Annotated in this window: 26 protein-coding genes; 16 read left to right on the plus strand and 10 right to left on the minus strand. The window is 68.4% G+C overall.

Translation table 11 applies throughout. From position 1 onward, the window contains the following. Nucleotides 1-4: 4 nt before the first annotated feature. From FOB47_RS20845 to FOB47_RS20860, 4 genes are read right to left on the minus strand one after another with little or no spacing between them, the layout of a single operon-like run. Nucleotides 5-1096 carry a KpsE/RkpR family capsule polysaccharide export protein gene (locus FOB47_RS20845; protein ID WP_174782006.1) on the minus strand — a complete coding sequence of 364 codons (1092 nt, stop codon included), beginning with the start codon at nt 1094-1096 and terminating at the stop codon, nt 5-7. Beyond that, nucleotides 1093-1755: an ABC transporter ATP-binding protein gene (locus FOB47_RS20850; protein WP_174782007.1), complete on the minus strand. Its 663-nt coding sequence runs from the start codon at nt 1753-1755 to the stop codon at nt 1093-1095. The genes FOB47_RS20845 and FOB47_RS20850 overlap by 4 nt, the downstream gene beginning before the upstream one ends. Next, the gene (locus tag FOB47_RS20855; protein WP_174782008.1) at nt 1752-2546 is read right to left on the minus strand and encodes an ABC transporter permease; all 795 of its coding nucleotides are present in this window, start codon (nt 2544-2546) and stop codon (nt 1752-1754) included. The genes FOB47_RS20850 and FOB47_RS20855 overlap by 4 nt, the downstream gene beginning before the upstream one ends. Beyond that, the gene (locus tag FOB47_RS20860; protein ID WP_217488927.1) at nt 2543-3469 is read right to left on the minus strand and encodes a KpsF/GutQ family sugar-phosphate isomerase; all 927 of its coding nucleotides are present in this window, start codon (nt 3467-3469) and stop codon (nt 2543-2545) included. The genes FOB47_RS20855 and FOB47_RS20860 overlap by 4 nt, the downstream gene beginning before the upstream one ends. A 571-nt stretch (nt 3470-4040) precedes the next feature. Here FOB47_RS20860 and FOB47_RS20865 point away from each other — a divergent pair. Next, nucleotides 4041-4349 (plus strand): hypothetical protein, encoded by a 309-nt coding sequence (locus FOB47_RS20865; RefSeq protein WP_053822295.1) that lies wholly within the window; start codon nt 4041-4043, stop codon nt 4347-4349. On the opposite strand, the gene FOB47_RS20870 is transcribed toward FOB47_RS20865, so the two are convergent. Together FOB47_RS20870 and FOB47_RS20875 are read right to left on the minus strand one after the other, a co-directional pair. Continuing rightward, the gene (locus tag FOB47_RS20870) at nt 4346-5422 is read right to left on the minus strand and encodes an ornithine cyclodeaminase (RefSeq protein ID WP_174782010.1); all 1077 of its coding nucleotides are present in this window, start codon (nt 5420-5422) and stop codon (nt 4346-4348) included. The genes FOB47_RS20865 and FOB47_RS20870 overlap by 4 nt on opposite strands. Nucleotides 5423-5463: 41 nt before the next feature. After that, on the minus strand, nt 5464-6384 hold the full coding sequence (locus tag FOB47_RS20875; RefSeq protein ID WP_174782011.1) for a dimethylarginine dimethylaminohydrolase family protein: 921 nt from the start codon (nt 6382-6384) through the stop codon (nt 5464-5466). Nucleotides 6385-6558: 174 nt separating this feature from the next. Between FOB47_RS20875 and FOB47_RS20880 the strand changes: the two genes are divergently transcribed. From FOB47_RS20880 to FOB47_RS20900, 5 genes are all read left to right on the plus strand, one after another. After that, entirely contained in the window at nt 6559-6981 is a 423-nt protein-coding gene (locus FOB47_RS20880) for an Lrp/AsnC family transcriptional regulator (RefSeq protein ID WP_053822298.1), read from the plus strand. Nucleotides 6982-7164: 183 nt separating this feature from the next. Beyond that, nucleotides 7165-7824, plus strand: coding sequence for a paraquat-inducible protein A (locus FOB47_RS20885; protein WP_053823167.1), 660 nt, complete (start codon nt 7165-7167; stop codon nt 7822-7824). Continuing rightward, nucleotides 7821-8621, plus strand: a complete 801-nt coding sequence (locus FOB47_RS20890) for a paraquat-inducible protein A (RefSeq protein WP_174782012.1) — start codon at nt 7821-7823, stop codon at nt 8619-8621. Before FOB47_RS20885 ends, FOB47_RS20890 begins: the two co-directional genes overlap by 4 nt. A 96-nt stretch (nt 8622-8717) precedes the next feature. After that, the gene (locus tag FOB47_RS20895; RefSeq protein WP_174782013.1) at nt 8718-10355 is read left to right on the plus strand and encodes a PqiB family protein; all 1638 of its coding nucleotides are present in this window, start codon (nt 8718-8720) and stop codon (nt 10353-10355) included. Then, nucleotides 10352-11110 carry a PqiC family protein gene (locus FOB47_RS20900; RefSeq protein WP_390884841.1) on the plus strand — a complete coding sequence of 253 codons (759 nt, stop codon included), beginning with the start codon at nt 10352-10354 and terminating at the stop codon, nt 11108-11110. Before FOB47_RS20895 ends, FOB47_RS20900 begins: the two co-directional genes overlap by 4 nt. Before the next feature lie 13 nt (nt 11111-11123). Here FOB47_RS20900 and FOB47_RS20905 read toward each other — a convergent pair whose 3' ends face one another. Then, nucleotides 11124-11636, minus strand: a complete 513-nt coding sequence (locus FOB47_RS20905; RefSeq protein ID WP_174782014.1) for a nucleoside 2-deoxyribosyltransferase — start codon at nt 11634-11636, stop codon at nt 11124-11126. Nucleotides 11637-11844: 208 nt separating this feature from the next. On the opposite strand from FOB47_RS20905, the gene FOB47_RS20910 reads away from it, so the two are divergent. The 5 genes from FOB47_RS20910 to FOB47_RS20930 all read left to right on the plus strand — a co-directional run bounded on the left by FOB47_RS20910 (nt 11845) and on the right by FOB47_RS20930 (nt 15831). Beyond that, nucleotides 11845-12786, plus strand: coding sequence for a 2-hydroxyacid dehydrogenase (locus FOB47_RS20910; protein WP_053822301.1), 942 nt, complete (start codon nt 11845-11847; stop codon nt 12784-12786). Nucleotides 12787-12887: 101 nt separating this feature from the next. Further along, on the plus strand, nt 12888-13388 hold the full coding sequence (locus FOB47_RS20915) for a helix-turn-helix transcriptional regulator (RefSeq protein WP_053822302.1): 501 nt from the start codon (nt 12888-12890) through the stop codon (nt 13386-13388). A 187-nt stretch (nt 13389-13575) separates the two neighbouring features. Then, nucleotides 13576-14388 (plus strand): molybdate ABC transporter substrate-binding protein, encoded by an 813-nt coding sequence (gene modA / locus FOB47_RS20920; RefSeq protein ID WP_174782015.1) that lies wholly within the window; start codon nt 13576-13578, stop codon nt 14386-14388. A 22-nt stretch (nt 14389-14410) separates the two neighbouring features. Further along, on the plus strand, nt 14411-15082 hold the full coding sequence (gene modB, locus FOB47_RS20925) for a molybdate ABC transporter permease subunit (RefSeq protein ID WP_174782016.1): 672 nt from the start codon (nt 14411-14413) through the stop codon (nt 15080-15082). A 71-nt stretch (nt 15083-15153) separates the two neighbouring features. Further along, nucleotides 15154-15831 carry a sulfate/molybdate ABC transporter ATP-binding protein gene (locus FOB47_RS20930; protein ID WP_174782017.1) on the plus strand — a complete coding sequence of 226 codons (678 nt, stop codon included), beginning with the start codon at nt 15154-15156 and terminating at the stop codon, nt 15829-15831. A gap of 96 nt (nt 15832-15927) precedes the next feature. On the opposite strand, the gene FOB47_RS20935 is transcribed toward FOB47_RS20930, so the two are convergent. Next, on the minus strand, nt 15928-16746 hold the full coding sequence (locus FOB47_RS20935) for a TOBE domain-containing protein (protein ID WP_053822305.1): 819 nt from the start codon (nt 16744-16746) through the stop codon (nt 15928-15930). A gap of 181 nt (nt 16747-16927) precedes the next feature. Between FOB47_RS20935 and FOB47_RS20940 the strand changes: the two genes are divergently transcribed. The 5 genes from FOB47_RS20940 to FOB47_RS20960 all read left to right on the plus strand — a co-directional run bounded on the left by FOB47_RS20940 (nt 16928) and on the right by FOB47_RS20960 (nt 20464). After that, nucleotides 16928-18064, plus strand: a complete 1137-nt coding sequence (locus tag FOB47_RS20940; protein ID WP_174782018.1) for an HPP family protein — start codon at nt 16928-16930, stop codon at nt 18062-18064. A gap of 313 nt (nt 18065-18377) precedes the next feature. Beyond that, a complete protein-coding gene (locus FOB47_RS20945; RefSeq protein WP_174782019.1) occupies nt 18378-19073 on the plus strand; it encodes a transglycosylase domain-containing protein in 696 nt (231 codons plus the stop codon). A gap of 152 nt (nt 19074-19225) precedes the next feature. Then, a complete protein-coding gene (locus FOB47_RS20950; RefSeq protein ID WP_053822307.1) occupies nt 19226-19693 on the plus strand; it encodes an MgtC/SapB family protein in 468 nt (155 codons plus the stop codon). A gap of 143 nt (nt 19694-19836) precedes the next feature. Continuing rightward, nucleotides 19837-20118, plus strand: a complete 282-nt coding sequence (locus tag FOB47_RS20955; protein ID WP_082371643.1) for a type II toxin-antitoxin system RelE/ParE family toxin — start codon at nt 19837-19839, stop codon at nt 20116-20118. 31 nt (nt 20119-20149) lie between these two features. After that, entirely contained in the window at nt 20150-20464 is a 315-nt protein-coding gene (locus FOB47_RS20960; RefSeq protein ID WP_174782522.1) for a HigA family addiction module antitoxin, read from the plus strand. 56 nt (nt 20465-20520) lie between these two features. Here the strand turns inward: FOB47_RS20960 and FOB47_RS20965 are convergent, their stop codons facing one another. Both FOB47_RS20965 and fdhD read right to left on the minus strand, forming a co-directional pair. After that, a complete protein-coding gene (locus tag FOB47_RS20965) occupies nt 20521-20742 on the minus strand; it encodes a formate dehydrogenase subunit delta (protein ID WP_053822308.1) in 222 nt (73 codons plus the stop codon). A 2-nt stretch (nt 20743-20744) separates the two neighbouring features. Next, a complete protein-coding gene (gene fdhD / locus FOB47_RS20970; RefSeq protein WP_174782523.1) occupies nt 20745-21551 on the minus strand; it encodes a formate dehydrogenase accessory sulfurtransferase FdhD in 807 nt (268 codons plus the stop codon). Nucleotides 21552-21554: the final 3 nt, after the last annotated feature.

Here is a 21554-nt window from a genome sequence, read left to right on the forward strand (position 1 = left end):
ATGCTTAATCCCGGTGGTCCTTGACGATGGCGCGCAACAGCTGGACCACACCGGCCAGCATCAGGGTCATCAGCACGAAGACGACGATGTTGTAGATGCGCCGTGGCTGCAGGGGGAACTCCGGCATCGTGGGTTGCTGCACCACGGCCACGTTCTTGAGCTTGCGGGTCGCCTCGATACGCGCCTTCTCCAGCGCGCCGAGGGCCGTCTTGTAGAGGTCTTGCGAGAATTCCGCGGCGAGCTGCAGACGCTCCTGTTCTTCGATCACGCGGTTCAGGCCGCGCTTGCCCTTGGTCGACACCATGCGGTCGCGCTGGGAAGCGATTTCCCGCTCGACGGCGGCAATCTGGGCGTCGATCTGCACGATCGTGGAGGACTGCGGCGTGAACACGTCCTTCAGCGAGGCGCGGCGGACTTTCAGTTCGGCGAGCTCGGCTTCGGCGCTGGCGACGACGCTGGACAAGCTTTCGATATCGCCACGCGGCGATACCAGGCCGTTGGCGTTCTGATAGGCCAGCAGCGCCTGGCGGGCTTCCTTGGCGCGTTCGCCCTGCGCCTGCACCTGCTTCTCGATATAGACGACCTGATCGCTGGCGATCCGGTGGGTCATCTCGTTCATGAAGCGCTCGCCCTCGCGCACCATCGCCTCAGCGATATTGCGCGCCATCTCCGGCGTATAGGCCTGGGCCTGGATCACCAGCACGCGCGAATAATCGTCGTACTCGACGTTGACCCGCTTCAGGTAGTGGGCATGGAAGCGCTCGAGCGACGCGTCCCTGAACCACATGCGCGACAGTGGATCGCGGCCGCCGGTGCTGTAGTGCTCGCGCAGGTTCAGGCGCGAATCGAGCAGTTGCAGCATGTCGACCGACAGCAGGTACTCGCGCAGCAGCAGCAGGTCCTGCGGCGCGGTATTGCCGATCAGCAGCGAGGCGAAATCGCTGGTGTTCGCGCCAATGGCATCGCTGCGCTCGACGACGACCTTGGCTTCGGACACGTAGCGGTCCGAAGCGATCAGCCCCCAATAGAGGGCGGCGAGCACGCAGAGGGCCGCTGCGGCTTGCCACAGCCGGCTCGTTTTCAGTAGGGTTTTCATGCTTGAATGCTTTCCCGATAACGGGCCAGCGCCTCGTCGACGGTATCGAACCAGTGAGCGTGGCCGCCGTGCAGCCAGATCGCGGAATCGCAGAAATTGCGCAGCGTCGATTCGCTGTGCGAGACCATCACCAGGCCGGCGCGGCCGGCGAGGTCCTGGAATGCCTTCTGCGATTTCCGCTTGAAGGCGGCATCGCCCACTGCGGTCAGTTCGTCGACCAGATAGGTATCGAAATGGAATGCCATCGACATCGCGAACGCCAGGCGCGAGCGCATGCCGGAGGAATAGGTTTTGACGGGATCGTCGAACGCTTCACCGAGTTCGGAGAAGTCGCGGACGAATTCCAGCGTTTCTTCAAGTTGTCGATGTGCGCCGTGAATACGGGCGACGAACTTGGTGTTCTGCCGGCCGCTGAGCGAGCCCTGGAAACCACCGGTCAATCCGAGGGGCCACGACACGCGGCAATTGCGCTGGATCGACCCGCGATTGGGTTGGTCGATCCCGCCGATCAGCCGCAGCAGCGTCGATTTGCCCGCGCCATTGGCGCCGATCAACGCAATACGGGCCTGCGCCGGAATATCGACGGAGATACCCTTGAGCACCCACTGCGATCCATGATGATTGCGGTAGCGCTTGTAGACGTCATTGACCCGGATCATTGCGCCACCAGCCGTCGCGCAAAACGGGTGTGCAGGGCCAGGCCGAGAAACAGCAGGGCCAGCACGACGAAGCCCAGGTATCCCAGGCTGATATGGGTCTCGCCGTGGTAGCCGGCGAAGTAGCCGCCCCGCATCGATTCGAGTCCATACACGATGGGATTGAGCAGCAGCCAGTCACGCACCGGGCGCGGCACGCTGCCGATCGGATACATCACCGCGGACAGGAAATACAGCGGCGTGAAAGCCAGCTTCACGATCTTGCCGGCTTCGGGCAGCAGCGCACCGATTACCGAAAAAACCAGCGCCATGCCCAAGCCCAGCAACCACAGCAGTACCGCGGCCACCATCACCTGGATCGGATCGGCGGGCGCGACATCGATGCCGAACAGCGCCAGTCCTCCGAGCAGCGCGAACCAGACGATGGCGTACAGAAACGCTTCGAGCCCGGCCCTGACCAGCACGGTATCGACCGGCCGCACTTGCCGGTAGGCGAACAGCGCCGCGTTGGCATTCACGGCTTCCATGCCTCGGCCGGCCACGTTGCGTACCAGGAAGAAGCCCCATACGCCGACCAGGATGAAGACCTCGGCATTGACGCCGCCGGCCATCAGCCGGTGCCGGATCACGCCGAACAGCACCATCAGGAAAATCAGATGAACGGCCGGTTCGAGCAAGATCCACAGCCACGCGGCCCGGCCGGTGGCCAGGCGCGCGCTGGCCTCGCGCAGGAACAGCGCGCGCCAAACCGATAGCGCTACGGAAAACTCCGAGCGAACGCCCGCCGAGCTCATTGCAGGTTGTCGAAGATGTCCAGTACGCCTGCAACCTGGTCTTCGGCATCGAGCACGACCAGCGCGCGCACATTGCGCTCGCGCATCAGGTCCTCTGCGTCCGAAAGACGAGCATCCGCTTGGATGGTGATGGGGGTGGGCGTCATGAAGTCGCCTACCGGGTGGCTCAGCGCCGTGGCATCCCGCTCGATCGCGCGGCGCAGGTCGCCGTCGGTAAAGATGCCGGCGAGCTCGCCGTTATTCAGGACAACCGCAAGTCCGAGCCGTCCGCTGGTCATCGCGTCGATGGCCTCGCGCAGCGGGGCATCGGGCGCGACCACGGGCACCCGCTTGTGCATGACGTCGCGCACGCGCGTCAGCAGCTTGCGGCCCAGGCTGCCGCCCGGGTGGAAGCGCGCAAAGTCCAGCGGCTTGAAGCCGCGCCGCTTGATCAGCGTGACGGCCAGCGCGTCGCCCAATGCCATGGTCAGCAACGTCGAGGTGGTCGGCGCCAGGTTGTTCGGGCACACCTCGCGCTCCATCGGCAAATGCAGGAAGACGGTGCTGTTCCGGGCCAGCGTGCTGTCCTGGCGACCGCTGATGCCGATGATGGCGTTGCCGAAGTCCTGCAGCGAGGGCAGCAGGCGCAGGATTTCCTCGGTTTCCCCGCTGTTGGAGATCAACACCACGATGTCGTCGTGGCGGATCACGCCCAGATCGCCATGCAGTGCTTCGCCGGGATGCAGGAAATAGCTCGGCGTGCCGGTCGAGCTGAACGTGGCTGCCATCTTGCGGCCGACCAGTCCCGACTTGCCCATGCCGCTGATGATCAAGCGGCCGCGGCAACGCAGGATCAAATCGATGGCGGTATCGACCTCCCGCCCCAACGACTCGGCCAGCGCCTCAAGTGCAGCCGCCTGCTCTTGAATGACTTCCCGGCACATCCCGGCGGCAGACTGTATCTGCCCCGCGACGGCGTCCTCCCTGACCCGTTCCGAATTGACCGCTGTATCCATTTGTTACTTTTTATTCAGTAGCTTGCGCCTTTTTCAGCGCTTATTTACTTTTCAAAGTCGGCAATGGTAAAGGCAAGCTCACTTGAAAGGCAACAGAAAGTAACAGCATAAATTCGCGATCACGTTGCCAACTTCAGACAACGCCCCGGAAATTTGTGACTTATTAGGCGATCCTCTGGCAACAAGACGAGTCAATCCTCCTTCGGTAGGCCCGACGCATATCAGCACTGGGGCCAATGTAACGACCGAGCAGCGGCCAGACGGACGCTGTGTTCCTTTCCGGAAGTCGGCCCCGGCCTATGTCGCCTATCCAACAGACGTCGCGCCTGGCGGCTCCCCATACTCCCGGCAAAAGCGCCGCCCATTACGGCGCGCCGGAACACGCGGGCGATGTCCGTCCACCTGGGTCCGGCACTTACTGCCAGGAAGCCCCGCCATGAAGCCCGATCCCAGATCCTGTGCCGGAGCGGCAAATGCCCGGTCGCCGTTCGAGAGGACCGTGCTGACGCGCGGCAAGGCGACCCTGATCACCTATATGGGCGCCGGCGATTCCCATCCGACGCTGGTGCTGTGCCAGGTCGAGCGCCTGCGCGAAAGCGACCTCGAGCCGCTCGAGAAGCTGCAATCGTTCTGCACCGCACGCCACGTGCTGTTCGCCGTCGTCGCGCCCGACGAGGCCGCGCGCGCCATGGCCGAGACCTTGCAGCGCTGGGGCATCATGGTGTTCCTGAAGGCGCCCACCGACGAGGAAGTCGAGGCCTTCGTGCGGGTGCAGCGGTTGATGCGCCATCCGGCGGTGTGGGTTTAGGCGGCCACTCTTCGGCCGCCTTCGATCTCATCCTGCCGCATCAGCCAGCCGTACAGATCGCGCGTATCGTCCGGCGTCGCCACCAGCTCGACGAAGCGCCCCGCATGGCGCGCGCAGGCGGCGGCATGCAGCCAGCGCAGCGTCGAATAGTCTTCCAGCGCGAAACCGACCGAATCGAACAGCGTGACGTCCTCGACCGCGGTGCGGCCCGGGACCTCGCCGCTCAATATGCGCCACAGTTCGATGACCGGGAAATCGGCCGGCATCTGCTGGATCTCGCCTTCGAGCCGAGACTGCGGCTCGTATTCCACCGCGACGCGCGCGCGCCGCAGCAGCAACGGGTCGAGTTCGGTCTTGCCGGGACAGTCGCCGCCTACCGCGTTGATATGCACGCCCGGGGCGATCTGCTCGTCGCGCACGATCGTCGCGCGGGTCTTGTCTGCAGTCACGGTGGAGACAATGTGCGCGCCGGCCAGTGCCTCGTCGACCGACGCCATTGGAAGGATGCGCAGCGCGCCGGTATCGGTCAGGCCCGCCAGGTTGCGTTGCAGCTTGGCGGTCGCCGCCGGATCGACGTCGTAGGCGCGGATCTCGCGCACACCGAGCATCGCGTGAAAGGCCAGCACCTGGAATTCGGCCTGCGCGCCGTTGCCGATCAGCGCCATCGTCGTGGTGCCGTGCGGTGCCATCGCCCTGGCTGCCACCGCCGAGGTTGCCGCGGTGCGCAGCGCGGTGGCCAGCGTCATGTCGGCCAGCAGCACCGGAAAACCGGTCGACACCTCGGCCAGCGCGCCGAACGCCATCACGGTCGGCATCGCATGCGCGGCGTTGCGCGGATGGCCGTTGACGTACTTGAAGGCGTACTGCTCGCCGTCAGTGACCGGCATCAGCTCGATCACGCCGACCGCGGAATGGCTGGCGAGGCGGGCGGACTTCTCGAAGCGGTGCCAGCGCAGGAAGTCCTGCCGCACGTGTTCGGCCAGCTGCCGCAGTGCTGTCGGCACGCCGATGCTGCGCACCAGCGCCGCCACCGCGGTCGCGTCCAGGAAGCGGGTCATCGCGGTCTCCTTCATCGTCGTCTCCTCTTCGTCTCGTCTGAAGCGGTGTTCGCGCGTCAGGCCGCCGCGACGGCGGGCTGCCCGCCGGCTGCTGCGTCGCCGGCCATGCCGCTCCCTTGCCGCATGCTGGTGCTGCGATCGAGCCGCAGCGTCATGCAGTAGGCGCCGCCGCCCGACAGCATGAACGGCGCGAGATCGACCTCGTGCACGCGATAGCCGCGCTTGCCAAGGGCGTCGCGCAGCCGCGGGGTGGTGCGCGCCATCACGATGCGGTCGTGCAGATTGACGGCGTTGACGCTGAAATGCCGCAGGTCGTCGGCGCTGGCCTCGATGCGCTGGCTGGCTGGCAGGCGCGCGTGCAGCTCGCGCAGCGCGGCCTCGGTGAAGGCCGGCGGGTAGTACAGGATCTCGCCACCGGCCAGCGGGCAGAAGCAGACGTCCAGGTGGTAGCTCTGCGCGGTGGCCAGTTCCAGCGCAACGACTTCGCGGCCGAAATAGGCGCCGACCGCATCGGCTGCGCAGCGTGCCGAACGCGGCCCGAAGCCGGCCCAGAAGTGGCCGCGCACCGCATCCCAGATGCAGTCGCCCGCGCCCTCCTGGTAGCAGCCGTCGGCGAGCGTCGCGACCTCGTCGAGCAGGCCGCGCTCGCGCAGTCCGGCGAAGATCCGGGCGAACGGCGCTTCCTCGCCCTGCCGCTGCGGGTAGCGGAAGCGCGCCAGCAGCGCGCGCCCGTCGAGCACCACCGCGGCATTGGCCGGAAACACCATGTCGGGCAGGCCGGGCTCGCCCGCCACGATCTCGAGCGCGAAGCCCGCCGCTTGCAGCGCGTCACGCAGTTCGGCGAACGCCCGCAGCGCGCCCCGGTGCATGCCATGGGGATCGGCGGCCCAGCGCAGCGGGTCCATCCACGGATTGATGCTGTACGACACGTCGTAGTGGGTCGGCTCGACAAGCAGGATGGTGGGTTCGGTGATCACGCCGCGCTCCTTCCATTTCGGGTTGTTGTCAGTTGCTGTCGAAATGGATTGTGGTGCACATGGACGCCAGCGAATAGCGCACAAACTGCGCAAAAAGCGCGGTGACCATGACAGAATGCCGGCACGGGCTGGCGTTATGCCAACTCCCTGATCCCGCATCACCAGCGAGCCGCCATGGACGACATCGACCGCCAGTTGCTGGCGCTGCTGCGCGACAATGCGCGCACCCCGACCACCGCGCTGGCCAAGGCGCTGCGGCTGTCGCGCGCCACCGTGCAGAACCGGATCGACAAGCTGCAGGAGGCCGGCGTGATCGTCGGCTATACCGTGCGGCTCAAGCCCGAAGCGGAGCCGCATCGCATCCGGGCACTGACGACGATTGCGGTGGAAGGCAACCGCATCGGCAAGGTGCTGCAGGCGCTGCGGGGCGAGCCGAACGTGCAGACGCTGCATACGACCAATGGGCGCTGGGACATCATCGCGGAGCTGCGCGCCGACACGCTGGAGGCGTTCGACCGGACGCTGGACCGCATCCGGCTGATCGAGGGGATCGCGGCGACGGAGACGAGCATCCTGCTGTCGACGTACAAGCTGTGAGGCCGACCGGAAGCTGTCGGGATGGCGAATGCCGCTTGCCCTCTCCCCCGCCGACCACCCCCGCACAAGCAGTGATTCAAAAGCCGCACCACCAAATTCCGATATATTGACGTGTTTCCCGCCCCCCGGGCGGGTCGTTGGAGATCTGTTCGAATGACGTCCGGCAATCCGGTTGAGAAGTCGATGGAGCGGGTCCCGCCGGGCCCTGCCGTCACCGACCGCGCGGAGCTGGACCGGCTGGTGGCCTGCGAGTATTGCGACGCGGTCTACCGCCGCCTGGTGCTCGGCCCTGGCGAGCGCGCCCAGTGCCTGCGCTGCGGCGGCGAGCTGTACCACGAGAGCCGGCGCGCCTACCGGCGGCTGCTGCCGCTGGTGCTGACCGCGCTGATCCTGTTCGTCGTGTCCAACGCCTATCCGATCGTCGAGATGGACCTGCAAGGCGTGCGCACCCAGACCACGCTGTGGGGCGCGGTGCAGGCGCTGCATGCCGACAACATGACGCTGGTGGCGCTGCTGGTGTTCGCCACCACCATCGTGTTCCCGCTGACAGAAATGCTGATGATGGCCTATCTGCTGGTCCCGCTGATGCGCGGCAACGTGCCACCCGGCTTCGAACGGATCATGCGCGGCATCCGCCAGACCCGCCCCTGGGGCATGCTCGAGGTCTTCATGATGGGCGTGCTGGTCACGCTGGTGAAGCTGTCGACGATGGCGCAGGTGCTGCCCGGCATCGCGCTGTGGTCGTTCGGCGCGCTGGTGATCGTGCTGGCGACGATGCTGACCTACGATCCGCGCGACCTGTGGCGCCATGCCGAACGGCGCCAGGAGGCCGGCCAGCGATGAGCCCCGCCGATCCCAAACCCTCGGCGCGCCAGCGCGCGCTGCGCCGCTCGCGCGAGGTGGTCGCCGGCGTGGTGCAGGAGCTGGCCGACGACGACGAACGCACGCCGCTGCCGGAGGTGCCCACCGCGACGTCGATGGGCCTGCTGTCCTGCCACGCCTGCGACGCGCTCAGTCCGCTGGACCAGGAAGGACAGCCGTGCCGCCGCTGCGGCGCGACGCTGCATCATCGCAAGCCGGCCAGCCTGTCGCGCACCTGGGCCTTTCTGCTGGCGGCCTACATTCTGTACATTCCGGCCAACGTGCTGCCGATCATGATCACCCGCTCGATCCTCGGCACGCAGGAGGACACGATCCTGTCGGGGATCATCTATCTGTGGCTGTCGGGCTCGCGCATGCTCGCCATCGTGGTGCTGATCGCCAGCATCGTGGTGCCGCTGCTGAAGATGATGATCCTGACCTTCCTGCTGCTGTCGGTGCATCTGCGCTCGACCTGGCGGCTGCGGCAGCAGACCAAGCTGTACGGACTGGTCGAGCTGATCGGCCGCTGGTCGATGCTCGATATCTTCGTGGTGGCGCTGCTGGCCTCGCTGGTGCGCGCCGGCGCGCTGGCGCAGGTCGACCCGGGCACCGGCGCGGCGGCGTTCGGCATGGTGGTGGTGCTGACGATGCTGGCCTCGCTGTCGTTCGACCCGCGGCTGCTGTGGGATGCGCACGATCACGCTCACGATCACGCTGACGATCACGCGCGCCTGAACGCGCCCGCCGGCGCCGCCCCCGCCCCGGCACGGGCCGACTGAGCGCCGGCGCAGACGCGGAGACCGGGGCAGCCGCCCGAACCGATTCCCGAAACCGAATACCGATACCGAACACCGACGTACGCTGGACTTTTATCGATGCCCGATCCGGACAACCTCTCCTCCCCTCCTCCGCCGCAGCCTCCGGAGCCGGCGCGCCGGCGCCGCGCGCGCTGGCTGCCGTCGGTGGTCTGGCTGATTCCCATCGTCGCCGCCGTGGTCGGGCTGTCGCTGCTGTTCCATACGCTGTCGCAGCGCGGCCCCGAGATCCAGGTGACCTTCCGCACCGCCGAAGGGCTGGCGCCGGGCAAGACGCCGGTGCGCTACAAGGACGTCGATATCGGCCTGGTCAAGCAGGTGCGGCTGGCGCCGGACCGCTCGCATGTGGTCGCGACCATCGACCTGTCCAAGGACGCGGAGAACTTCGCCGTCAAGGACACGCGCTTCTGGGTGGTGCGCCCGCGGCTGGCCGTCAGCGGCGTGTCGGGACTGGAGACGCTGCTGTCCGGCTCCTATGTCGGCGTCGATGCCGGCAAGTCCGAGGAAACCCAGCGCGAGTTCGTCGGCCTGGAAACGCCGCCGGTCGTCACCACCGACTCGTCCGGCAAGCAGTTCGTGCTGCGGGCCGCCGACCTCGGCTCGCTCGACATCGGCTCGCCGGTGTACTACCGGCGCGTGCAGGTGGGCCAGGTGGTCGCCTATCAGCTCGAACCGGCCGGGCGCGACATCACGCTGCGGGTCTTCATCAACAAGCCTTACGACGAACTGGTCACCGCGGACACGCGCTTCTGGCACGCCAGCGGCGTCGACCTGAAGCTCGATGCGGGTGGCTTCAAGCTCAATACGCAGTCGCTGGTGACGATGCTGCTGGGCGGGGTTGCCTTCCAGGCGCCGCCCAACTCGCACGTGACCGAGGCCGCCAAGGAGAACACGCAGTTCCTGCTGGCCGGCGACCAGGCCGACGCGATGAAGGAGCCGGAGGAGCTGGCGCCGACGCTGGCGGTGCTGAACTTCGAGCAATCGGTGCGGGGCCTCGCCCCGGGCGCGCCGGTGGACTTCCGCGGCGTGGTGGTCGGGCAGGTACGGTCGATCGGCATCGACTACGTGCGCGAGACCAAGTCGTTCCGGCTGCCGGTCGTGGTCGAGCTCTATCCGTCGCGGATGGGCTTCCGCGAGCGCGACCTGGCCGACCGCGAACGTGCGCGCCAGCTGATGCTGGGGCTGATCGAGCGCGGCCTGCGCGCGCAGCTGCGCACCGGCAACCTGCTGACCGGCCAGCTGTATGTGGCGCTCGACTTCTTCCCCAACGCCAAGCCGGTCAAGCCGCCGGCCGATACGGCACTGGCCGAGCTGCCGACCATGCCAGGCGCGCTTGACGAACTGCAGGCCAAGCTGGGCAGCATCGTCGGCAAGATCGAGAAGGTGCCGTTCGACCAGATCGGTCAGGATCTGCGCAAGACCGTGGCGCAGCTGAACACCACGCTGGCCGGCGCCGACAAGCTGGTCGCGCAGCTGCAGGGCGACGTCGCGCCGGAAGTGCTGGCGGCCCTGCAGGACGCGCGCCGCACGATCCAGTCGGCCAACGGCACGCTGTCGTCCGACGCGCCGCTGCAGCAGGACACGCGCCGCATGCTGCAGGAACTGACCCGCACCGCGATCTCGCTGCGCACGCTGACCGACTATCTCGAACGCCATCCCGAAGCGCTGCTGCGCGGCAAGACGGAGACTCAACGATGAAGGGCCCGCTAATCCTGTCCCGCCGGCTGCGCGCCGCGATGTTCGCCACGGCCTGCGCCGGCACGCTGCTGCTCGGCGGCTGCGCGTCGTCGTCGGAGCCGCGCTATTACACCCTCGCGCACGGCGGCGACGCCGCTGCGGCCGGCGCTGCATTGCCCGCCACCACGGTAGTCAGCGGCCCCACCTCGCCCACGGGCACGGGCACGGGCACAGGCACCAGCGCCGGCACGGGCAACGGCACAGGTGTGGGGACAGGCACCGCCAGCCAGCCACTGTGGATCGAGGTGGCGCCGGCGCGCGTGCCGGAACGGCTCAATCGCCAGCAGATCGTGATCGGCGGACCGGATGGCCGCGTGACGCCGCTCGACATGGCGCGCTGGTCGGCGCCGCTGCCCGACGAATGGCGCGATGCGCTGTCGCAGCGCCTGCAGATCGTGCTGGGCGCGGTCGACGTCTATCAGCAGGGATTGAGCGGCGTGCAGCCGCTGTACCGGATCACCACCGAGGTGGTGCGGCTCGATGCGCAGCCGGGCGCGCGCGTCGGCGCGACAGTCAACTGGACCGTGCGCCGCCTGCCCGATGGGCGTACGCTGGCCGGCCGCACGCAGGCCGAACTGCCCGCCACCGGCAGCGGCGACGATGTTGCCGGCGTGGTCGCGGCGATGCGGCAGGTGGTGGCCGATACCGCCACGCAGATCGCCGCCGGCGTGGAATCGTTGCGGACGGAGCCGGCGACGGTCGGCCGCCGGCCTTAAGACTTCCGCGCCTTCAGTCCTGGGCGCCGGCGCGCGCCGCCGCCATTGCCGCCAGGCACTGCGCGGGCCCGCCCTGCACCAGCTGCACCGAGCAGGCCAGCATCAGGTTCTTGCCGAGCCCGAAGTCCTCGACATGAAAGCCGCGCGCGTCGAGCGGCCTGCCCTCGGCGTCATGACCTGCCGTGGCGCGCTCGACGATGGTGCCCGGATCGCCGGTATAGGCCCACACCGGCTTGCCCAGCGCCACCGCAAAGCCCACCTCGAAGGCCGTGCCGGAATCCGGCTCTCCCGGCCCGCGAAAGTCGTCCAGGTTGGCCATCACCAGATCGGCGCGGCGGATCAGCGCGGCATTGGCCTGGTAGATCCAGCGCGCCGCCGCCTCGCCGGCGAGGCCGGCCGGCAGCTGATGGTCCAGCGGAAACAGGCCGGTAAAGCCGTGCTGCGCGCACAGTGCCTTCAGCGTCTGGCCATGGGCCAACGCATCGGGGCGAAACACATCGGGGCCGGCGAGGTAGACGGTGGGCATGGTGTCCGGATTCCAGATTGGCGAGGTGGAAAAACGTCGTCGTTCCCGCGAACGCGGGGACCCAGTGGCTCGTGAAGACGCTGGGTTGCCGCCTTCGCCGGAACGACATCGTGGCCGTGCCCCGCGACCGCCGGCACGGACAAGACGCCGTCCGGCAGGATACACTTTGCTGTCTTTTTCCCGCCTTGCCCTTAACAAGAAGCTGACTATGCCTGCCATCGACCTGATCCAGATCGGCCCGCTCGCGCCGCACCTGAACGCCACGCTGCAGCAACAACACGGTGCGGCCGCGCTGTGGGAGCAGGACGACTGGCCCGCCTGGCTGCGCGAGCACGGCGCGCAGGCACGCGTGGTCGTGACCTCGGCGCGGCACGGCTGCAGCGCCGCGGTCATCGACGCACTGCCGCAACTGGCGGCGATCGTCAGCTTCGGCGTCGGCTACGACAGCATCGCGCTGGACGCGGCCCGCGCGCGCGGCATCCAGGTCAGCAACACGCCCGACGTGCTCAACGATTGCGTGGCCGACCTCGCCTTCGGCCTGATGATCGATGCCGCCCGCGGCATCTCGCACGGGGACCGTTTCGTGCGCGCCGGCCGCTGGCACCAGGGCCCGTTCCCGCTGACCAGCCGTGTGTCCGGCAAGCGCCTGGGCATCCTGGGCCTGGGCCGCATCGGCGAGAAGGTCGCGCGGCGCGCGCAGGGTTTCGACATGGAAGTCGCCTACAACAACCGGCGTCCGCGCGAGGGCGCGCCGTGGCGCCATGAGCCCGACCTGCTGGCACTGGCCGCGTGGGCGGACTTCCTGGTCGTGACCTGCGTCGGCGGCCCGGAAACCGAAGGGCTGGTGTCGCGCCAGGTCATCGAGGCGCTCGGGCCGAAGGGCGTGCTGGTCAATGTCGCGCGCGGCAGCGTGATCGACGAGGACGCGATGGTCGAAGCGCTGCGCGATGGCCGCCTCGGCGCCGCCGGGCTCGACGTGTTCCGTGACGAGCCGCGTGTGCCGCCCGCGCTGACCGAACTGGACAACGTCGTGCTGGCCCCGCATATGGCCAGCGGCACGGTCGAGACGCGCGGCGCGATGCAGGCGCTGATGCTCGACAATCTGCGCGCCTTCCTCGATACCGGCAAGGTGCTGACGCCGATCCTGTAAGCGTCCCCGACGGGCTGCCCTGTCACAAGCCGCGGCGCGGCGTTCCTTGCGAACGCCGCGCCGCGCGATTTCCGCTACCACGCCTTGCCCTCGCGCCAGCCATGCCACGGCATTTTCTCTACCTGTTCGTCTTTATCGCGCTGTACGCCTGCTTCGACCTGGTGTTCGACTACAACGAGGCCGAAGGCCTGCAGCACGTCATCGTGGATTCCATCGGCACCTCGATCACGCTGGCCGGCGTGTTCGTGCTGGCGCGCGAGCGGCTGCGCACCGACCAGGAGATCCGCCAGCTGCGCGCCTCGCTGGGCGAGGCCGAGCGGACGCTGGCGCAACGCGACGCGGCCGCCCATCAGGCCGGCCTGCAGATGCGGCATGCGATCAGCAGCCAGTTCGACCGCTGGAACCTGACCGTCAGCGAGCGCGAGGTCGCCTACCTGCTGATCAAGGGGCTGTCCCTCGAAGAGATCGCCGGCGTGCGCGACAGCAAGCCGAAGACCGTGCGCCAGCACGCGACCAACATCTACGCCAAGGCCGGCCTGCGCGGCCGGCACGAACTGGCGGCCTACTTCCTCGAAGATCTGCTGGTGCCCGAGGTGCCCTGAGGGTATCGCCGGTATCGGCTGCCCTGCGCCAGGGTCCATTGACGCGTCGTTATATACCGCCGTATATTGCGCTCGATGTGACTCGGGTGTCCCCCTGCGGCGCCCCTTCGCCGCGGCGCGGCGCCTTCCATGGGCGGCGCGCTGTCCTTACCGAATCCTGAATCCCGGTATCCCGGAACCAGCTGCCATGCCTGCTCGCCGTTCTCCCGCCCTTGCCATCGCCCCGCTGCGCGCGCGCTCGCGCCTGGCGCGCACCTTCGCCGCGGCGGCACTGGCCATGCTGGCGATGCTGCCGGTCCGGCCGGCGGCGGCCGCCGAACTGGTGGTCTCGGCAGCGGCGAGCCTGACCAATGCCCTCCGCGCCGTCGCCGCCGCCTATGAGCAGGCGCATCCCGGAACGAAGCTCGTGCTCAATTTCGGCGCCTCGGATGTGCTGATGCAGCAGATCGTGCAGGGCGCGCCGGCCGACGTGTTTGCCTCGGCGGACCAGCAGGCGATGGACAAGGCGCAGGCCGAACACATGATCGTGCCGGGCTCGCGCCGCGACTTCGCCGCCAATGCGCTGGTGCTGATCGCGCCGGCCGACAGCGCGCTGAAGCTCGCCTCGCCGCGCGACCTGCTGCGCGACGACGTGCGGCGCGTGGCCTTCGGCAACCCGGCCTCGGTGCCGGTTGGCCGCTATACGCGCGATGCGCTGGAGGATGCGCGGCTGTGGCAGGCCGTCTCGGCCAAGGGCGTGCCCGCGCAGAACGTGCGGCAGGCGCTCGACTATGTGGCGCGCGGCGAAGTCGATGCAGGCTTCGTTTTCGCCACCGATGCGGCCGTGATGCCATCGAGGGTCCGCGTCGTCGCGCAGGTGCCGACGCGCACGGCCGTCACCTATCCGATCGCCGTGACCGCCCGCTCGCGCCAGAAGGACGAGGCCGCGCGCTTCGTCGACTTCGTGTTGTCCGCCGAAGGCCAGGCGCTGCTCGCGCGCCACGGCTTCCGGACGCGCTGAACCCGGCCTCGCCTGTCCATCGATGGAATCGGTCTGGGTCCCGCTGGCACTGTCGCTGAAGGTCGCGGGCTGGGCCACCGCGATCAATGCGGTGCTTGGCGTTGCCGCCGCGGTGGCGCTGTCGCGCTGGCGCTCGCCGCTGCGCGATCTGGTCGACGCCGTGCTGACGCTGCCGCTGGTGCTGCCGCCGACCGTGCTCGGCTATTACCTGCTGGTGCTGGTCGGACGCCGCGGCGTGTTCGGCGAATGGCTGTCGTCGCTCGGCATCGAGCTGGTCTTCACCTGGCAGGGCGCGGTGCTGGCCGCGACCATCGTCGCCTTTCCGCTGGTGCTCAAGTCCGCGCGCGCGGCGATCGAGGGTGTCGATCCGCAGCTCGAGCATGCCGCACGCGTGCTCGGCGTCAGCGAGACCGGCATCGTCTTTCGCGTGACGCTGCCGCTGGCGGTGCGCGGCATCGCCGCCGGCGTACTGCTTGCCTTCGCTCGCGCGCTGGGCGAGTTCGGCGCGACGCTGATGGTCGCAGGCAATCTGCCCGGCCGCACGCAGACGCTGTCGGTGGCAATCTACGAGGCGGTGCAGGCCGGCGATGACAATACCGCCAACCTGCTGGTGCTGGTGACCTCGCTGACCTGCGTGGTGCTGCTGGTCATCGCCGGCCGCCTGGTGCCGGGCACGCGGCAGCCGGTGCGCTGAATCGCCGAATGGACGACGCCATGCCTGTCCCGCTGCCTGCGCCCCCGGCTGTGAATCCTTCTGCGAACCCCATGACGCTGCAGGTCCAGGTCAGCAAGCGGCTCGATACCGCCGACCGGCATTTCGCGCTCGATATCGGCTTTTCGTCCGCCAGCCGCCGCATCGCGCTGTTCGGTCCGTCGGGCGCCGGCAAGACGCTGACGCTGCGCGCGATCGCCGGTTTGCTGCGGCCCGAGCGCGGACGCATCGTGCTCGGCGAGCGCACGCTGTTCGACGCAGCGGCGGGGATCGACGTGCCGCCGCAGCAACGGCGCGTCGCCTATCTGTTCCAGGACTACGCGCTGTTCCCGCACCTGACCGTCGCGCAGAACGTGGCCTTCGGGCTCGCGCGCGGCTGGCGCAATCCGCCGCGCGGCAAGAGCCACGACGATGCCGAACGCTGGCTCGACGCCTTCGGCCTGCAGGAGATTCGCGGGCACTATCCGGCGGAGATTTCGGGCGGGCAGAAGCAGCGCGTGGCGCTGGCGCGGGCGCTGGCGACCCGGCCCGATATCGTGCTGCTCGACGAACCGTTCTCGGCCCTCGATCCGGCGCTGCGTGCCCGCATGCGGGCCGAACTGCGCGCGCTGCAGACGAGCCTGGAAGTGCCGATGCTGGTGATCTCGCACGATCCCGACGATGTCGCGGCGCTGGCCGACCATGTGATGGAGATCCGCGATGGGCGGATTTATGGGGCGGCGGGACGATAGCCCGCCTGTTCAAATCGGCGTGCCCCGCGCTTGACCACGCCCCGCGGTGTTCCCCCCTCCCCCTTCACGGGGGCGAGCGGAGCAAAGCCGTTGGCCTCAGTCCATCGTCCCCAGGATCACGCTCGACGCCTTGAAGATCGCCAGCGCCGGCGCGCCCTCGGTCAGGCCAAGCTCGTCGAGCCCGGCATGGGTGACGATGGCCGCGATCGTCGCGCCGCCATCGAGCGCCAGCACGACCTCTGCATTGACTGCCCCGGGCACGATGCGCGCCACCGTGCCTGGCAGCTGATTGCGCGCGGACAGCCGCAGGCCGGGCGACGGCACGCCGATCATCACCGATGAGGCCTTGACCAGCGCGAACGCCTCGCTGCCCGGCGCCAGGCCCAGCGTCTCGACGCTCTCGTGCGTGACCGTGGCAACCACCTGTTGCCCGCCGGCCAGCGCCAGCGTGACCTCGTCGTTGACCGCGCCGGTCCGCACCCGGGTCACGGTGCCGAACAGCCGGTTGCGTGCACTGGTCTTGATCATCAGTCGCCGGATCAGATGGATATCGTGTTGCAGCGCGTCGGCCGCCGTCGCGTCGAGCTGCTCGCTGACGCGCGACAGCTGCGCGACGAAGGCGCGGTGCTCGGCCTCGAGCGCGCGATAGGTGCGCACCAGCCCTTCGCCGCGCGGCGTCAGCATCGTGCCGCCGCCGCCCTTGCCGCCGGCGGCGCGCACCACCAGCGGCTCGCCGGCGCTGTTGTTCATCGCATCGACCGCGTCCCACGCCGCCTTGTAACTGAGCCCGACCGCCTTGGCGGCCGCGGTGATCGAGCCATGTTCGGCGATCGCGGCGAGCAGCGCGATGCGGTCCTTGCCGCCGAGGTCCTGGCTGCCGGCGCGAAACCAGATCGCGCCCTGAAGTTCGAGCATGAGGCATGGCGCCGCCACGGGGCGGCGTATCGGTATCGGAACGGCGCTATGTTACCGCGCCGCCCCCCGGCCCGGGCCCTGGCGCGGGGCGCCGCCGGCAAAGTATGTCATCACGTGATACATTGACGGCTTTTTTGCGCGACGCTTTTTTTGCTGCGTCGCGGCACGCGCCGGCGTCTTCATGTCCTCCCGAACCTCTCCCCTCCTTGCCCTGGCCGGCGAAGTCCGGTTGCGCTGGCGCGGCTGGCTGGCCGCCTTTGTCCCGATGCCGGTGGCGGCAAGCAGCCGCGAACGGATCAAGGGCTGTATTGGCGCGATTCTCGCCTTGGCGTGCACGGAGTGGATCAGCCGCCATATGCTGGGCGGGCACAACCCCTGGTTCATCGCACCGATGGGCGCCTCCGCGGTGCTGCTGTTCGCGGTGCCGTCCAGCCCGCTGGCGCAGCCGTGGTCGGTGATCGGCGGGAACCTGCTGGCGGCGCTGGTGGGCGTGACCTGCGCGCGCTGGATTCCGGACCCGGGGCTGGCCGCGGCCGTCGCGGTGGCGGTGGCGATCGGGCTGATGTTCCATCTGCACTGCGTGCATCCGCCGGCCGGCGCGGTCGCGATCACGGCGGTGTTCGGCGGCCCGGCGGTCGCCAAGCTCGGCTATGCCTTCGTGCTGTTCCCGGTCGCGCTCAATTCGATGCTGATGCTGCTGATCGCGCTGTCGTTCAACAACCTGACCGGCCGCCGCTATCCGCATCGGCCACCGCCCCCGGTGCCTGGGCATGGCACCAGCGATCCGCCCCCGGGCCAGCGCGTCGGCTTCACGCGCGCAGACCTCGACGACGTGCTGGCGGCGCGCGGCGAATTCCTCGACGTCGACCGCGACGACCTCGAAGAGATCCTGGTCGCGGCCGAGCTGCGCGCGTTCGGACGCCGCTTCGGCGACATCCGCTGCGGCGACATCATGTCGCGCGATGTGGTGGCGGTCCACGCCGACCAGCGCATCGGCGAGGCATGGACGCTGCTGACGCGCCACCGGCTGCAGGCGCTGCCGGTGGTATCGCCGCGCCAGCGCCGGCTGGTCGGCCTGGTCACGCTGCCGGACCTGTTCGTCGGCGATCCCGCCAAAGGCCAACGCCGGCCGGATGGCCTGGTGCGCGACGCGATGCTGACCGAACTGCCGACCGCGCGCCCCGACCAGCCCATCGTCGAGCTGGCGGGCGCGATGTCCGACGGCGGCTGGCACCTGATGCCGGTGGTCGACGAGCAACGGCGACTGCTCGGGCTGATCACGCAGTCGGACCTGCTGGCGGCGCTGTTGAAGCGGTGACGGGTCGATCGGGGGCCGTGTGCCCTCTCCCCGGCCCTCTCCCGCAGGCGGGAGAGGAGAACACCACGGGCAAGCTCCACACGTCGTCGCTCCAATCCGCGACGACACGCTCCGCTCTCCTGCAAGCGGGAGAGGGAGAACACCACCGGCAAGCGGGCGCCACAGCGATCGCGAACGCGCTTGCGGCATCCCGCTCCCCTCTCCCGCTCGCGGGAGAGCGGCTGGGGGAGAGGGCAAACGGCGTGCCCCTCACCGATACGGCCCAATCCCGCCATCACGGCTCTGCCACCCAACACTGGCAAAATAGCGGCCCATGAATCGTCTCTGGTCGCACCTCCTCGGCTTGTTCGTCCTCGTGCTGGCAACCTGCGCGCTGCTGGCCACGCTTGCAGTGGTGGTCGCCAGCCGGCAACTGCCCCCGCTCGACGCCATCGCGGCGTTCCGCCACTCGGCCGGCTACGTGCCGCTGGACAAGATGCCGCCCGCGCTGACGCAAGCGGTGGTCGCGATCGAAGACGAACGCTTCTATCTGCATGACGGCATCGACTACGTCGGCGTGATCCGTGCCGGCGTGGCCAATCTGTCGGATGACCTGTCGCAGGGCGCATCGACCATCACGATGCAGGTCGCGCGCAATTTCTTCCTGTCGCGTGAGAAGACCTATACCCGCAAGCTGTACGAGGCGCTGCTGGCCTACCGCATCGAGGGCGCGTTCAGCAAGGACGAGATCCTCGAGCTGTACATGAACAAGGTCTATCTCGGCGAAGGGGCGTACGGCTTCGCGCAGGCCGCGCGCACCTATTTCGGCAAGCCGCTGGCCGAGCTGACGCTGGCCGAGTCCGCGATGCTGGCCGGCCTGCCGAAGGCGCCGTCGGCCAACAACCCGGTCGTCAATCCCCGCCGCGCGCGCCAGCGGCAAGCCTATATCCTGCTGCGGATGCTGGAATTGGGCCGCATCGACCGGCACCAGTACGACGCCGCGCTGCTCGAACCGCTGCGGCTGCGTTAGCCCCCCATCGACAGGCCCCGTTCGGCCGGGCCATGTCAGTGCCGAACCGACTGCGCCGCGCGACTTACCCGTGCTAGGCTGCTGGCAGCCGGGTTCCGCCTGCGCCGAGCCCGCACACCACGCCGCGACGGCGGACTCTCGGGGAGGCAACGATGGATGGCATCTGGTCAGACATGCTGAGCGCGCTGCGGACGGAGTTCGCCGACATTCCCGACATCGAGGAAGCGACCCGGGTCGTGGTCCGGCTCGGCATGGCGATGCTGCTCGGCGCAATGATCGGCTACGAACGCGAAGCCGCCGGCAAGGCGGCCGGCCTGCGCACCCATATGCTGGTCGCGCTGGGCTCCGCGATGTTCGTGCTGGTGCCGCTGCAGGCCGGCGTGCCGCTGGCCGACATGAGCCGCGTGCTGCAGGGCATCGCCTCGGGCATCGGCTTCCTCGGCGCCGGCGCCATCATCAAGCTCAACAGCGAAGAGAGCATCAAGGGCCTGACCACCGCCGCCAGCATCTGGATGGTGTCCGCCATCGGCGTCGCCGCGGGCATGGGGCGCGAAGCGACCGCGCTGCTCGCGACGATTTTTACGCTGGTGATTTTGGAGATTCTGCAGCGGGTGAAGTAGGACTCTTCATCGTCGGTGTCCTCGAATCTCACTACTATGGTGGGCTAGTCTGAGATCCTATAGAGTCGCCGGATTCGGAAGGACCGGCGATACGGATCTAGATACGCTGCGCGCTCGACATGACGTCGATTGTGAGCGCGCCAATGATCCAATCATTCCGATGCATGGACACGCGAGCCCTCTTTGAAGGCAAGCGCGTTGCACGTTTTACCAACATCCACGCAGTTGCGGAACGCAAACTGCAGATGTTGGAGTCCGCCACCACACTGGCCTCGTTAATGGCTCCGCCAGGCAATCGGCTGGAAATCCTCTCGGGCAATCGACGGGGCCAGTACAGCATCAGGGTGAACGCCCAATGGCGGATTTGTTTCCTCTGGACCTCCGAAGGTCCACAGTGCGTAGAAATTGTGGACTACCATGATTGAGTTCAACAACAACGTTGGCGAGGAGTTCGCTATGGCGCGTTTTCACAACGGCATGCGCCCGGTTCATCCGGGCGAGATCCTGCGCGAGGAGTATCTGGTGCCGCTCGATCTATCGATCGCGGAACTGGCGAAGGAATTGCATGTCGACACCGCGCAGATCGACGCGATCGTCCGGGGCAATGCCGGCGTGACCAGCGAGATCGCTCTGCGTTTGGCGCGCTATTTTGGTGGTGACGCCGAAACCTGGTTGAACCTTCAGCAGGCCTACGATCTCAAGACCGCCGAACAGCAGGTCGGCGACGCCATTCGCTCCGAAGTCGCGCCGCGCAAGGCCAAGGCGGCGTAGCGGCCTCGCGCTGGATTGGCTGACCGCAATCCCGGTGCACCACGCGGGGCAACGCCTTACAGCCGCTCCCGATGCCGCTCCAGCGCCGCGCGCACGATTGGCGCGACCGCCTCCGCCTGGCCGTTGTCGACGCCCTCGAGCAAGGCTCGGCGCATCGGTGGTGCCCAGAAGCGGCGCAGGTGGGTGGCGATGTCGGCCAGCGCCTCGTCGCGGTCGGGCATCGCGGCGAAGAAGGTTCCGATCTGGTTGGCCATCTTGACCAGGTTGTCGAGGTTCATGATCAGCAGCGTGGCGGCAGCAGCCGCGCGGAATGGGTGTAGACGACATGGCGGCCGGGGCGCACGAACCCGGCCAGCGTGACGCCGGCCTGTTCGGCCAGCCGGACCGCCATCGCGGTGGGTCCCGAGACGGCGGCCAGTATCCCGATGCCGGCGCTGGCCGCCTTGAGCACCATCTCGTAGCTGGCGCGGCTGGTGACCAGCGCCGCGCCGTCGGCGACCGGCTCGCCGCTGCGCGCCAGCGCGCCGATCAGCTTGTCGAGCGCGTTGTGGCGGCCGACGTCCTCGCGCACCAGCACCACGCTGCCATCGGGGCGCAGCCACGCGGCCGCGTGGGTCGCGCCGGTATGGCACAGCAGCGCCTGCCGCCGCTGCAGTTCGGCAAAGCCCCGATGCAGCGCGGCGCCGTCGAAGCGCGCGGTGCTCGCGACCGGCGCCGGCATGCGCGCCACCTGCGACAGCGATTCGACGCCGCACAGCCCGCAGCCGGTGCGGCCCGTCATCGCGCGGCGCCGCGTCTTCATCCGCGCGAAGGCATCGCCGGCGATGCGCATCTGCAGCGCGATCCCTTGCTCGCCGGCCTGCGTGTCGATCTCGAACACGTCGCGCGCGTTCGCGACGATGCCTTCGGTCAGGCTGAAGCCGACCGCGAAATCCTCGAGATCGGCCGGCGTAGCCAGCATCACCGCGTGCGAGATGCCGTTGTATTCGAGCGCGACAGGAACTTCTTCGGCGACATCGTCGAAGGCGAGCGCCATGTCGCCGCCCCCGCCTTCGCAGCGCGCGACCTCGACCGTGGCGTACGGCATCGG

This window comes from Cupriavidus gilardii, assembly GCF_013347325.1.
GTDB lineage: Bacteria > Pseudomonadota > Gammaproteobacteria > Burkholderiales > Burkholderiaceae > Cupriavidus > Cupriavidus gilardii.